This window comes from Candidatus Pedobacter colombiensis (assembly GCA_029202485.1).
Taxonomy (GTDB): domain Bacteria; phylum Bacteroidota; class Bacteroidia; order Sphingobacteriales; family Sphingobacteriaceae; genus Pedobacter; species Pedobacter colombiensis.
The window spans coordinates 2807492-2821606 of record CP119313.1 but is presented as its reverse complement, the minus strand read 5'-3'; the positions used below and the strand labels follow the sequence as shown (position 1 = coordinate 2821606).

The following is a 14115-nucleotide window of genomic DNA, read 5'->3' as shown; positions in this document are numbered from 1 at the left end:
AGAATTTTTATATCATTTAATTAATGAGCCCATACAGATATTTTATTTTATCTATTGGCTTGGTGTTTTGCTTTTTGCATAGCCAGGCCCAAACACAGCCTATAAAAGGCCATATTTATGACTCTCAGACACGTGCACCACTTGCCGATGTAATAATCCTGAACGGGTCTAAGCAACAACTCGCAAAATCAGATGCAAATGGCTATTTTGTGATTAATGATTATCAATCGCAAGAGCTTGTACAAGCAGTTTTAGTGGGATATAAAGAACAAAATATAAAACTAAATCCTGATGATCGTGACCTCAATGTGCAACTAGATGCCGATGGAGTAAGTTTAAACGAAGTTAGGGTAGCAGGGTATAATAGCAATAAAACCAGTAAAGAAACTGCAGGTGCAATTGCGGTGATTACTGCAAAGGATATTAATCGGGGCAGTGCAGTCTCCCTGCAATCTGCATTAAATGCAATACCTGGTGTTCGCATGGAGCAGAGTACGCTTTCCGAGGCACGTATTTCCATCAGAGGAAATGGCGTTAGGTCAGCTTATGGTATTCGGAATATTAAGATTTATGTCAATGAAATTCCTGTTACAGAGGCCGATGGTACTACCCGAATTGAAGCGTTGGATGTAAATAGCATTGGACGTGCCGAAGTGATCAAGGGACCGGCTTCGAGTATTTATGGTGCAGGAACTGGAGGAGTAATTAACTTCCAATTACAACGTTCCCCTTATCAGGAACAAAGTCTGGAGGCTTCCGGATTAATAGGCGCCAATGGCTTACATCGTTTAGCAACTACTTATCGTAGTGGTGGTGACAAGGTGAACAGTTACGTTTCTTATGGATGGCAGGAGTATGATGGCTATCGGGAACACAGTAATGATATGCGAAGGTTTCTGACAGGAAACTTTCAACTCTTCCCAAGTGATAAACGAATTATTACCTTGTTGGTGAATAGAACTACACAACATTCGCAGATTCCCGGCTCCCTTACTGCTGATCAGGTAGCTGCAAATCCATTACAAGCTAATGCCACTAATTTGGATAAAGAAGCCGGTAGGTATCAAACCTGGACAAGGATAGGGTTAGGGCAACAGTATCGTTTTAATGATCAGTTTTCAAATACAACCAGTGTATTTACTTATTTCTATGATTTGAACCACCCACTTCCTTATGCTTATATCCGTAATTTTTATCAAAGTTATGGAGGGCGTACGCGTTTCTCTTATGATCCTGGTTTTAGTACTTTCCCTACGCGTTTTACCGTTGGAGCAGAATTCAATGAAGGATTAACAAAAGGTACTCAGTATGTAAACAATCAAGGTAAGGAAGGGGCTATTAATGGCAATGTAGATTATCAGAACACACAATATTCAGTATTCTATCAGTCAGAGACAGCATTAACTCCAAAGACTACTTTAACACTTGGATTGAGCTACAATAGCTTGCGTTACGATGTAAATGATTACTTAAAGCAAAATCAGAGTGGTCTTAAAAAGTTCAATCCACAGGCAACGCCGCGTATTGCATTAAGCCATACATTTAGTCCGGAGCTAAGTCTCCATGCAAGTGTAAGTACAGGATTTTCTCCACCCTCAAGCTCAGAGATCAAGAACGTGGACGGTTCCATTAATCCAACGCTACAGGCCGAGAAAGGGATAAACTATGAGCTAAATGCTAAAGGAAATCTGTTAAAATCCCGTCTGGAATATGATTTGGCTATATTTAAAATGGATATGAAGGGCGAGCTAATTGCCCAGTCTATACAGCAGGGAATTACGATTTACAATAACGCCGGAAAAACCAGTCATAATGGTGCGGAGTTATCCTTGTCATATCAAATCTTAAAACCGGAGGATCAAAATGAGGTATTAAGTCTGCGGCCTTTTGTAGCTGTTACTTATTCTGATTTCAAGTTTAAGGACTATAAAACGTTAAATGCGCAAAATGAGGTTACAGCAATCTATAATGGAAATAAGTTGACTGGTATCGCTCCCTGGGTATTTAATGCAGGGGTAGATATGGAAACTAAAGTAGGTTTGTATTTTTATGGAAGCTACTATTATAGCGACCGTTTGCCTTTAAATGATGCCAATTCAGCATATAACCCTTCTTATGAGGTTGTAAATGCGAAGCTGGGGTATAAGAAACAAATCTTTAAGTGTTTAGAAACAAATCTGTATGCTGGTTTGGATAACATCCTGAATAAAAGCTATAGTTCTATCGTTTCCTTAAATGCGGTAGGATTTGGCGGTGCACAACCTGCTTATTTTAATCCGTCACCTAAAAGAAACGGTTATGCCGGTTTAAATGTTAAATATATATTCTAATGAACATGAACAAGATATATTTTTCTTTGGTTATAGTTACTATGTTACTGGCTGCTTGTAAAAGCAAGCCGGTAACAAATGAACCTAAAATGCTAAATACTGCTGGAATAGCAGCTGTTGGGCCCTATTTTACTACGGATCATAAAGGAAATCCGGTATTGTGCTGGTCTGAACAAGACGGAAAGGATTCATTATACCGATTGAAATATGCGGTATATGATCAGCAGAAGGATGCGTTTGGTGAAGCGCTCACAGTATCCACTTCTGCCGGTTGTGGTGTTTCTGCAGAGAGTATGGCTAAGGTCGCTTTTAAAGAAGATGGTACTGTAATCGCCATTTTCGCTAAAAGATTTCCCGATGAAAAGAATCCGTATGCCGGAGCAATTTATTATAGTATGACGGAAAATGGTGGTAAAAATTGGTCGGATGCCAAATTTTTACATTCAGATACCAGCCACGCTTATGGGCGTAGTTTCTTTGATGTCGCCAAATTGAAAGATGGTGAATTAGCTGCAATATGGCTGGATGGGCGTTATGGTAAGTCTGTTAAAGGTTCAGCCTTATTTTTTAACCGGACAGAAAAGGGCAAGGGCTTTGCTACAGATACTTGTTTGGATAAAGGTACTTGCGAGTGCTGCAGAACAGATCTTTTAACCGATAAGGATGGAAATTTACACTTGGCTTATAGAAGTATTATGCTCCCGAATGTACTTGCGGGCAAGCAAGTCCGGGACATGGTTTATAAATTATCTACAGATAATGGTCAAACATTTACTCCTGCAAAGGTGATTAGTAACGATAACTGGGAAATTGATGGCTGCCCGCATTCAGGTCCTACGCTTGCTGTTGCAAACCATACGCTTCAGGCGGTTTGGTTTACTGCAGGGGGAAGTCCCGGTTTATATGGTACATCAGCTACTGATTCTGGTTTTCGTCGTCGTAATCTGATTACTGCATCTGGTAGACATCCTCAAATGGTGGCATTAGCAGATGGAAAAGCGGCTATGGTTTGCGAAGAGGTTGAAGAGATGGAACATGAACCGATGAAGATGGAACATTCACATTCAAAAGGAGGAATGATGAGTCATGCTCCAGCAGGTATGTCGAAGATTATTTTGAGAATTTTAAAAGATGGCAATCCGGAAAAAAGCATAGCGCTAACTAATGGGAAGCAAGCAGATCATCACGCTGTTTTAACTACTGTTAATAATGGAATGCTCATCGCTTGGGTACGAGAAGGAGAAAAAGGGTCAACAATATATTACACTGGTTTAAAGCAGTAATTGTATTTATTAAAAACACGTATTTTTAAACAAAAATCAAAAATGAAGAAATCAATTGGAGCACTAATTATCGCTATTGCAGCAGTAGCCTGTACGCAAAAGGCAGATTACAAAGTGGTACGCGATGAAGTTATGAAATTTCATGATGTAGTGATGGCTGATCATGGTAAAATCGTAAACAACCAGATGGCATTGGATACGATGCTGAAAGATATTAAAGGGCTTAAAAATAAGTTCCCAGAAGTTGATACCCTAAAAGAAAAAACAGAAATCACAGCTTTATTGAGCAAGTTAACAGTGGCAGAAGATAGCATGAACGATTGGATGCATAAATTTGAACCCGATGTAACCGGTAAATCAAATGAGGCAGCTGTACAGTATTTTGAATCAGAAAAATCTAAAATAGCTGCGATTGATAGTCTGTATAAAGTTGAGATCAAATTATCGGATGATTATTTAAATAAATTCAAGAAAAAATGAAGTGGTCCGGGCTATATTTAGTGTTATTGAGCCTGGTTCTTTTTAGCTGCAAGGACAAGCCAAAACGTTTGCCATTCTTACAACTGGAAACTACTGAGCGGACGGTTGAGGGTAAAAAAGTAATAGATTCTACCTTCAGGACCATACCGACTTTTAAACTGTTAAACCAGGATAGTACTGTAGTTACCGAAAAGAATTTTGACGGAACTATTTATGTAGCGGATTTCTTCTTTACTTCATGTCCAACTATTTGTCCGGTTATGCATAGGAATTTGCTAAAGGTATACCAAAAGTATAAAGGTAATCCGGAAGTTAAATTGGCTTCTCATACAATTGATGTAAAATACGATACCCCTTCAAGAATGAAGACTTATGCCAGAAAACTGGGCGTAGAGGGTACACAGTGGGAATATCTATGGGGTAGTAGGGATGAAATTTATGCTTTGGCAGAACGTAATTACCTGGTTGCAGCACAGGAAGATAAAAATGCTCCGGGAGGATTTGTTCATCAGGGTTATTTAGTGCTTGTCGACAAAGAAAAACGCATCAGGGGGGCGTATGATGGTACCCAAGATAAGGATGTGGCTCAATTAATGAGTGATATGGATGTGCTGTTAAAAGAGTATAAAAACTAATTTGAGGTTTTTTTAAAATTAAGCTGCTAGCGGTTGATTTTGTTAGCGTAAAAGGTCATTTTTAAAAAGTAAAAGCTTTATTTTGATGTGGATGTCAAGATAAGAACTTCGAAATTTAAGATTGGCCTTTTTTATTTGAAAATTTTGCTTTACTAAATGATTGACTTTGGTTTTTTTATAAAAAAGAACTTAAATTTAATTATTAAATCTTAAGTTGGCATTTATATACGAATATTTGAATTTAATCTACTAATTTAGTGGACTAATTTGCGGGGAATAAAATTAGCGCTCATTAATAGATTATATCGTATTTAATAGAGTAATGAAGGGGAATACAGATTTTTCAGAATTATCAGATGAAGAGCTTATCGGATTGATGAAGGCGCATAATCAAATTGCTTTTGTTTGTATTTACAAACGATATTGGTCTGAATTATATCGCTGTGCTTTTAAAATATTTCCAAATCAGGAAACCTGTGAAGATCTTATCCACGATGTTTTCTTGTTTTTATGGAACAAAAGGGCTTCTGTGGAGCTGAAATCGCTAAAAGACTATTTATACATTGCAGTCAAAAACAGAACACTTAATAAAATACGTTCTGAAAAAAACCTTTTAAAAGCAATAAGTGCTCAACCTGTGCCAGTTTCTTCTGAATCACTCACAGAAGATGAGTTCAATTCTAAAGAACTTGATAAAGTGTACAATTTAGCTCTTGATGGGTTGCCAGAAAGATGCAGGACCATCCTGCTGATGAGTAGAAAGGAACACCTCTCCAATAAGGAGATCGCTTCTAAATTAAACATTACGCCGAAAACTGTAGAAAACCAAATTACGATAGGTTTGCGCCAACTGCGTATTAAACTGGGTGATTTTCTGCTATGCTCAGGACTTCTATTTACTATTTTTAAATAAAAATCAAAATCCTTTGGGGGATAGCCCACTTTACTGTGTCTTTATATCAAAAGAATAATATGATTTTCTCATTTTTTAAAAGTAATAATCAAAAAGAACAGGATAAAGCAGCAGATGCGCAGAAACTGTATGATGTTGTTGATGCTTTTAAAAAAAATCCGGACTCATGGAATGAGAAATCGATGGGTGATGAAGAAGCGGCAGAAGAAAGAATACTAAATCGACTGCTTTTAAATATAAATAAAGAAAGTAAAAACAGACTTATCCTAAAAAGAATAGCTGTACTGTCCACTGCTGCTGTGCTTTTAGTTGGGATTTCAATAGGGTTTTTATTTAAAGATGAGCTACTGGATCAGCTGATTACCTATCCCCAGATTATTGTAGCAACAAAGAATGCTGAGCGTGAAAAAGTAACTTTACCGGATGGTTCTGTTGTTCTTTTGAATGCGGGTACCAGATTGAGTTATCCTGAGCAGTTTAAAAGTAAAGTGCGTGAAGTGGTCCTACTGGAAGGCGAAGCCTATTTTGATATCAGACATGACTCCAAGAAGCCATTTATTGTAAAGGCAGATAAAACAAAAACAACGGTACTTGGAACGGCTTTTAACATCAGGGCTTACAAATTTAACCCTAATGTTATCGTTACTGTATCGAGGGGGAAAGTATCTGTAGACAACCATTCTGCTGATTCAGGTCGTCAGCAATATTTTTTATTGCCAAATCAGCAAATTACTTACGCTAAAAAATCGGGCTTCATGCAGAAGAATGATGTAGAGGCTAAAGATGCATTAGGCTGGATGGATGGTAAACTGTTATTTGTGAATGAAAGCTTCAGTCAGGCAGCCAGTTTACTGGAGAATAAATACAATGTAAAAATCGATTTTGAAGATGAATCCATTAGCGATTATCACTTTTCCGGTGCATTTGAAGCATCAGAAAACCTATATGATGTGCTCAATCAGCTTGTTTTAACCAAAGGCCTGCAATATCATGTTGAAAATAAAAACATAAAAATATTTCACCGTAAACCATAACCACTGCAACAACCAACCAAACTATTGTAAAACTAAACCAAAAACTATGATTTAAAAAGCTACTTCAAACAAAAAACCGGAAAGTTAGTTCCTTTCCGGCTTCCAAGCTAAATCAGTAGGTAACGCCAATCACTATACTGATCTATTATGCTTTATCAATGTCTTTTTTAATAAAAAAACACCATCAAAGGTATGAAAAATTATGCTCGCAGTTTACTGCTTGTTTGTAACCCCCTGCGCGTCTTTCGGCGAAGTTCACTCAGTCTTTTATCTCTTTTATTGATTTTATGTCCATTTATATCTTCTGCGCAGAAATCAGAAGACACGAAGATCAGTGTAAGTTTTAATAATATCACTTTAAAACAGGCATTTTCGGAGATAGAGAACAAAAGTAAAATAAAGTTTATCTTCAATGAAGAAGCGGTTTCTCCTTATCGCGTGACCCTTAAATCAAAGGATGAATCTGTTAAACAGGTGCTTATCAACCTGCTTAAAAATACCAAACTCGATTTCCAGTTTAAAGAGAACAAATGCATTATTCTTGATAAAAAGAGCGTGAGTTCGGTAAAAATGGGGAGTACAGTAACTCCCCCTGGTCAGGTTCCAATGGCTACTGTGTCTATACGTAAAATACATGGTAAAATTATTGCATCAGATAATAACCTTCCTCTTCCCAATGCTACATTGGTTATCAAGGAATTTGAAGCGATAAGTACACAGTCGGATAGTAAAGGAGAGTTCTCCATCAATTTTCCGGCAAATGCAAAAACAATAGTAATTACGCATATTGGTTTTCTGACCAAAGAAGTTCAGATCAGCGCTTCCAATGAATATACTATTGTATTGGAAGTCGTTCAGCAAGATCTGAATGATGTAGTTGTAATTGGGCCATTTACCAGAAAAGCTGAAAGTTTTACTGGTTCGGCCGCTACATTTAGCCAGGAGCAATTACGTTCTGTAGGTAACCAAAACATCATACAAAGTTTAAAAGTGCTGGATCCTTCTTTTATCCAGATTGAGAATAATTTAGCCGGTTCGGATCCAAACACATTACCGGACATTCAAATTCGGGGCGCGAATAGTTTGCCGGGTTTAAAGGGCGACTATTCAGGTAATCCTAATGTGCCGCTATTCATCCTGGACGGATTTGAAACAAACCTGCAGAAGATCTATGACCTGGATATGAATCGCGTTGCGTCGGTAACTATATTAAAAGATGCCTCTGCCAAAGCCATATATGGTTCAAGAGCGGCCAATGGTGTTGTAGTGGTGGAGACCAAGCGCCCTGAAGCAGGTAAATTACGTGTGAGTTATACAGCGGATATCAATTTAACCCTTCCTGATCTTAGCAGTTACAGTTTAACCAATGCTGCAGAGAAGCTTCAGGTAGAGTTAGATGCCGGCAGATATAAGTCTGTATATTATTATTCTGATCAGCTTTTGGCAGAGCAGTACAACCGTACGAATACAGATATTGCCAGGGGAGTAGATACCTATTGGTTGTCCCAACCTGTGCGGACAGGCATTGGTCAGAAACACACCCTATCGATAGAAGGTGGTGACCCTTATTTACGTTACGGCGCTGATTTTACTTACAATAACATCCAGGGGGCGATGAAAGGTTCAGATCGCAAAACAACTTCCGGTAATATATTTCTTTCGTACCGTTTTAAAAATCTAATGTTTAAAAATACGCTGACGGTTGGTTTTAATAGGAGTGATGATTCTCCCTATGGTAATTTTTCTGCTTACACGAGGCTAAATCCTTACTGGGCACCTTATGATGATAATGGTCAGTTGAAAAAGGTATTGGGACAGTTCAGTACCGGATTCGGAACACCTATAAGTTATTACAACCCGCTTTACAATGCAAGTATCGGCACTAAGAACTTTTCAAAATATACGGATATAACCAATAATTTCCAGGCAGAATGGTCTCTCAGTCAGGCATTTAAAATTATAGGTAAATTTGGCTATACAAATCAGCAAAACTCAAGGGAGGATTTTTATCCCGCCAGTCATACCCGTTATATTGAGTATGCCGAAGCAGACTTTTTTAAACGGGGTGATTACACCATTACTGATGGTAATGATATTTCTATAAAATCGGAGGTAACCTTAAATTACTCTAGACAGTTGGGCAAACACTTGTTCTTTTTAAATGCCGGATGGAACCTGTACGAAACAAGTAACCAAACACATGGAACACGTGCGCAGGGTTTTTTGAACGACAGAGTTGACAATATCAATTTTGCCCTTCAGTATGCAGAAAATAGCCGTCCACTAGGTTCAGATGCCAAAACCAGGGAAACAGGATTGCTTTCTGCATTGAATTATTCTTACGACGATCGCTTTTTGGCCGATTTGTCTTTCCGTAAACAAGGATCAAGCGTATTTGGGGCAAATAACCGCTGGGGTAATTTCTGGTCGGTAGGTATTGGATGGAACCTACACAAAGAGTCTTTCTTAGAAAAATTGGAATGGCTTAACCAGTTGAAGCTAAGAACCTCAACAGGTTATACAGGAAGTCAGAATTTTAATCCATATCAGGCTATGGCAACCTATAATTATTATACGGATACTTATTATGATAATATTGTTGGTGCAAAATTAATGGCTCTGGCCAATAATGAATTGAAATGGCAACAAACACAAGATTATAATTTTGGTGTGGATCTAAGGGCATTGGAACGACTAAGTTTAAGGTTTGATTACTACATTAGTAATACCAATAACCTGCTTACTGATCTGCCCTTACCTGGATCAACAGGCTTTAGTACGATTAAGGAAAACCTTGGGGAAGTTCAGAATAAAGGGATAGATGCAACTGTAAGCTATAAAGTATTAAGCAATCCAAAAAATGGCTCCTTTTTAAGTCTGTTTTTCTCGGCTGGTACGAACAAAAATAAACTGGTTAAGATCTCCAATGCGCTTAAGAGCATAAATGATGAGCGGGAAGCAGCAAGGGCTGGAGCAGGTAATACCGCACCATTTATCAGGTATAAAGAGGGGGAGTCTACTACAGCCATTTACGTGGTGCCTTCCCTGGGCATCGACCCAACAACCGGAAACGAGATCTTTTTAAAAGCAAATGGAGAGAAAACCTACGTTTGGAATGCGAATGATCAGGTTTCGGTTGGAGATGCAACACCAAAAATAAGAGGGAGTTTCGGATTTAACTCACAATATAAAGGTTGGGGCTTAAATTGTGCATTTAGTTACAGACTTGGGGGAAAATACTATAATCAAACGTTAGTTGACCGTATAGAAAATGCCGACATAGAGTACAATGTTGACAGTAGGGTATTTACGGGTACCTGGAAACAACCAGGTGATGTAACCTATTTCAAACGTATTTCCGTTAAACCCAATAAAACCTATCCAACCTCCCGTTTTGTTCAGGAGATGAACGAATTGCTAATGTCATCATTAAATACTTCGTATGATTTTAAAGATGCTGCATTTTTGAAGAAAAGCGGATTACAGCGCTTAAGGGTTACACTTTTTACCAATGATATCTTTAGGATTGCTTCCGTAAAAACAGAACGGGGACTTGATTTTCCTTATGCACGTTCCCTTTCATTTTCTGTTCAGGCCACATTTTAATATGATTCAAATGAAAACAAAATTACTAGTTTTAAGAACCACTCTATCATTCTTGTTGCCGCTTACTTTATTATCCTGCAATAAGTGGTTGGATGTAAAACCAGATTCACAGGTTAAGGATACCGAACTTTTTTCTACAGAAACGGGCTTTAAGGAAGCCTTATCAGGTGTATATAGTTCCCTGACTTATGAACCACTTTATGGAAGGGAATTGACTTTTGGACTAATGGGTGTACTGAGTTACGAGTGGGATTACGCCAGTAGCAATTATGATTCTGATAAAACTTATACCTATAAAACCAACACCAATTCATTAAACAGAATAGATGCCATCTGGAATGGGTTATACAATTCTGTGGCGAATGACAACAAAATCCTCGAAGAAATTGATGGCAAGAAATCACTTTTTACAGGCGATAACTACAGTATCATTAAAGGAGAATCGCTGGCGCTACGTGCCTTTATTCATTTTGACCTGCTGCGGACATTTGGCGCTAGTTATGAAGAAAATCCAGCTAAGATTTCTATTCCCTACGTTACGGCAAGTTCCAAGAAGATCTTTCCACAACTTAAGGTTTCAGAAGTTTTAGATCAGGTGATTGCGGATCTTAAGGTGGCTGAAGAGTTGTTAAAGGTTGATCCTATACTTACAGGTAGGGCAGTAACTACAGCAGACGATAATGGCTATTTGATTAACAGACAGGTACACCTGAATTATTATGCAGTAAAAGGCTTGTTAGCCAGGGTATACCTGTATAAAAAAGACTATGTGAATGCACTGGCAAATGCGCTGGTGGTGATGCAGACAACTAAGTTTCCATGGGTTACACAAGCTAGTCTGGCCAACAGGGATATAGCCGATCTTACTTTTTCCACAGAACATCTTTTTGCATTGAATGTAGTGAGGATGAAATTAATTTCCGATAATGCTTTTACTTCAACTGGTAGCAGTACTTTTTACATTACCAGGGCCAGCTTGCTGGATTATTATAATAGTTCTCAACAGGATTATCGTTTTCTGTTTCACTTTACTGTTAATAATGATGGCAACTATTATCTGAATAAATATACACAGCTGACCAGTGCAAATTGGCCCGCCTCATATAAAAACAAACTGCCTTTGTTAAAGCTATCAGAAATGTACTTTATTGCTGCAGAATGCTTAAAAAATACAAATTACCCACAGGCGGTAACTTACATCAATGCAGTTCGAAACGCCAGAGGTTTAGCTGCTTCGTCAATCGCTGAAGCTGACTTTGAGACTGTACTGGCTGCTGAATATCGGAAGGAGTTTATTGCGGAGGGACAGCTTTTCTTTTATCATAAGCGTAAGAACAACGCCACCATACCAAAAGCTATAGGGCTGGATCTCGTAGCACTTAAAGCATATAAACTTCCAATTCCTTTAGCAGAAATGGAAAATGGAGTAGGAAGAATTGATAATCAATAAAATATAAGAACATGAAGACAAACATGATTTATCTACTGCTAATTTCAGTGACCTCACTGTTCTTCTCTTGCAAAAAAGCGACTGAATTGAGGTATTCTGATACGGATGCTATAAATGTATGGCTAGGTGTGAATGACTCCAGGCCTGATAGTCTGGAGTACAACTATGCATTTAAATCGCTGAATGAAGTGGATTCTATTCTTTTTAAAGCGAAGCTAACTGGGAAACTCGCTGATCACGACAGGACTTTCTTTTTAAAAGCAATAGCTGGAGATACTACCCGATTGAGGCCTGGTACGCATTACACTTTTGGTAAATATGTGATCAAAGCCAATACTTATCAGGCTATTTTTCCGATTTACATCAAGCGGTCTGCTGATTTTAAAACCCGGTCTGCAAGGATCGTTTTTGCAGTGTCTGATCAGGGGGAGTTGAAAAAAGGTCTGACTGAAATGACAACAATGACTGTGGTATTTAAGGATGCTTTTGCCAAACCGGCAAACTGGGATGTGGATATTTACCCATATACTAAACTGTCTACCTATTTTGGTGCCTACAGCAACGTGAAATTTCAGTTTATTACCACGGCAATTGGGCAGCCCCCAATATTTAGAGTGCTTAGCGCAGGTACCCCGGCATTAGGGGAGGTCAATTTTACAGAAGTTAAGTTTTATCAAAACAGCTGTAAACAACAACTAGCCGTATACAATGCGGCCCACCCAACAGACCCGATGAAGGATGAAAATAATCAAATTATCACTTTTCCATAATGATCATGAAAAGAACTGTATATATAGCCAGCCTATACTTAACATTGCTGCTACTATTTGGCGCCTGCTCTAAAGATAAAGGCAATTATGTCTATACTTCACTGGATAAAGTTACCATTGATGTAACCGGACTGGCCACTTCCTATTCGCTACTTCGTTTTGATACCCTTAGGATCAAACCCGTTGTGAAATACAGAGGAGAAACAATAAACCCGGATGCCCCGCAGTTTAAGGAATTGAGCTTCACCTGGGAAATGTATCCCACCCAGATCAGCAGAACTATCCAGGAAAAATATACCATTGGTAATACTATACCATTGAAAGTGGCTTTGGATGAAAAAGAGGCAGTTTGGGAAGTCTTGCTAACAGTAACCAATACCAATACAGGGGTAAAGGAATTTGCCAAATTTACAGTAGCAATAACACCTTCGCTGGCCGAAGGCTGGATGGTAATGTATGAAAAAGATGGTGGCACAGACGTAGGGATGATTGTAAATAATGAAATCTCTAAAACCAATACCAGTGAAAGAGTTTTATATGATCTTTATTCAGCTTCTAACAATGTACCACTCGAAGGCACACCCGGATCTATTATTTCTTCTTATGCCAGTGGGCCAGCTACATTAAAAATATACGCCCAAACCAGCGCAGACGTTGTTTCCATAAACCCGACCACATTTCAAAAGATTGACGATTTTTCTACCATTTTCTGGAGCAAACCTTTGGTTAAAGCACCTCAAATGATAAAGGCCACAGAAAAACGTAAGGAGTTTGTCATCAATAACAATAAATTGCATATCATAGATTACCTTATTTTAGGTAATGGTCGACGGGCTTTTGAAAATCCTTTAAGTGGCAATTACGGTACGCTGGCCCCCTGGGTAGCTAGTACAACTACTGCATTTGATGCCGTAGTATACGACCAAACCAATAAAAAGTTTATGAAAGTGATTGCAGGTGGTACTGAAATTATTCCTATTGCCACTACGCAAACTCCTGCTGCGATAGGATTTGACGTTAACAATGTGGGGATGGAATTTGAAATGGCAGATCTGGGTTATTCCACTATTGCAAATAGTGGCTGGGAAAACATGATCATGAAAGATGCTGCAGGTAAGCGATTTTTGACGATCGCAGATTTTAAAACCGGTGAAATTTCTACAATAGGAAAGGAAAAGTATGACATGAGTAACTGCCCTGAAATTGGTGCCATCAATTCTATTACCGCAAGTATGAGCTCCAGGGTATTTTATTATAGTTCCCCAAGCCATGTTTACCAGTTTGACTATACGGCAGGCCTTACGCCGGTAAGATGGAATGCTCCTGGAAATGAAAAGATCACTAATATTGCCTTGCAAAAACATTACAATACCAATGCCGCTTTAGGGGTAGTCCTCTACAATCCTAAAAATTTCTGTAAGATCCTGTATGTTGCCACCTACAACGAAACTACTAAAATAGGATCCGTATACCAGATGGAAATAAATCTTACAAGTGGGGTGATCACGCCGGGAACAGAAAAGAAATATACCGGTTTTGGAAAAATTAAGGCTATGGCATGGAAACCATACTTTATCCTTTAATGCGATAAATCATACATCATATAATAAATAC

10 protein-coding genes are annotated in these 14115 nt (G+C 38.4%); all 10 read left to right on the top strand.

Annotated features, from left to right (window positions below; genetic code table 11):
• Nucleotides 1-23: 23 nt before the first annotated feature.
• The 10 genes from P0Y49_12075 (at nt 24) to P0Y49_12030 (ending at nt 14084) form a co-directional block, all read left to right on the top strand.
• Nucleotides 24-2330 (top strand): TonB-dependent receptor, encoded by a 2307-nt coding sequence (locus P0Y49_12075; GenBank protein WEK17533.1) that lies wholly within the window; start codon nt 24-26, stop codon nt 2328-2330.
• A gap of 5 nt (nt 2331-2335) precedes the next feature.
• Nucleotides 2336-3613 carry a hypothetical protein gene (locus tag P0Y49_12070; GenBank protein WEK17532.1) on the top strand — a complete coding sequence of 426 codons (1278 nt, stop codon included), beginning with the start codon at nt 2336-2338 and terminating at the stop codon, nt 3611-3613.
• A gap of 42 nt (nt 3614-3655) precedes the next feature.
• Nucleotides 3656-4093, top strand: a complete 438-nt coding sequence (locus P0Y49_12065; protein WEK17531.1) for a hypothetical protein — start codon at nt 3656-3658, stop codon at nt 4091-4093.
• Nucleotides 4090-4728 (top strand): SCO family protein, encoded by a 639-nt coding sequence (locus P0Y49_12060; protein WEK17530.1) that lies wholly within the window; start codon nt 4090-4092, stop codon nt 4726-4728. Before P0Y49_12065 ends, P0Y49_12060 begins: the two co-directional genes overlap by 4 nt.
• Nucleotides 4729-5050: 322 nt before the next feature.
• A complete protein-coding gene (locus P0Y49_12055) occupies nt 5051-5641 on the top strand; it encodes an RNA polymerase sigma-70 factor (protein WEK17529.1) in 591 nt (196 codons plus the stop codon).
• A 59-nt stretch (nt 5642-5700) separates the two neighbouring features.
• A complete protein-coding gene (locus P0Y49_12050; GenBank protein ID WEK17528.1) occupies nt 5701-6675 on the top strand; it encodes a FecR domain-containing protein in 975 nt (324 codons plus the stop codon).
• 192 nt (nt 6676-6867) lie between these two features.
• Nucleotides 6868-10281: a SusC/RagA family TonB-linked outer membrane protein gene (locus P0Y49_12045; GenBank protein ID WEK17527.1), complete on the top strand. Its 3414-nt coding sequence runs from the start codon at nt 6868-6870 to the stop codon at nt 10279-10281.
• A gap of 10 nt (nt 10282-10291) precedes the next feature.
• Nucleotides 10292-11731: a RagB/SusD family nutrient uptake outer membrane protein gene (locus P0Y49_12040; GenBank protein ID WEK17526.1), complete on the top strand. Its 1440-nt coding sequence runs from the start codon at nt 10292-10294 to the stop codon at nt 11729-11731.
• Nucleotides 11732-11742: 11 nt separating this feature from the next.
• A complete protein-coding gene (locus P0Y49_12035; GenBank protein ID WEK17525.1) occupies nt 11743-12501 on the top strand; it encodes a DUF4843 domain-containing protein in 759 nt (252 codons plus the stop codon).
• A 5-nt stretch (nt 12502-12506) separates the two neighbouring features.
• Nucleotides 12507-14084 (top strand): PKD-like family lipoprotein, encoded by a 1578-nt coding sequence (locus P0Y49_12030; protein WEK17524.1) that lies wholly within the window; start codon nt 12507-12509, stop codon nt 14082-14084.
• Nucleotides 14085-14115: the final 31 nt, after the last annotated feature.

Coding starts and splice junctions, on each gene's coding strand:
- P0Y49_12075 (WEK17533.1), top strand. CDS start 24: ATGAGCCCATACAGATATTTTATTTTATCTATTGGCTTGGTGTTTTGC.
- P0Y49_12070 (WEK17532.1), top strand. CDS start 2,336: ATGAACAAGATATATTTTTCTTTGGTTATAGTTACTATGTTACTGGCT.
- P0Y49_12065 (WEK17531.1), top strand. CDS start 3,656: ATGAAGAAATCAATTGGAGCACTAATTATCGCTATTGCAGCAGTAGCC.
- P0Y49_12060 (WEK17530.1), top strand. CDS start 4,090: ATGAAGTGGTCCGGGCTATATTTAGTGTTATTGAGCCTGGTTCTTTTT.
- P0Y49_12055 (WEK17529.1), top strand. CDS start 5,051: ATGAAGGGGAATACAGATTTTTCAGAATTATCAGATGAAGAGCTTATC.
- P0Y49_12050 (WEK17528.1), top strand. CDS start 5,701: ATGATTTTCTCATTTTTTAAAAGTAATAATCAAAAAGAACAGGATAAA.
- P0Y49_12045 (WEK17527.1), top strand. CDS start 6,868: ATGAAAAATTATGCTCGCAGTTTACTGCTTGTTTGTAACCCCCTGCGC.
- P0Y49_12040 (WEK17526.1), top strand. CDS start 10,292: ATGAAAACAAAATTACTAGTTTTAAGAACCACTCTATCATTCTTGTTG.
- P0Y49_12035 (WEK17525.1), top strand. CDS start 11,743: ATGAAGACAAACATGATTTATCTACTGCTAATTTCAGTGACCTCACTG.
- P0Y49_12030 (WEK17524.1), top strand. CDS start 12,507: ATGAAAAGAACTGTATATATAGCCAGCCTATACTTAACATTGCTGCTA.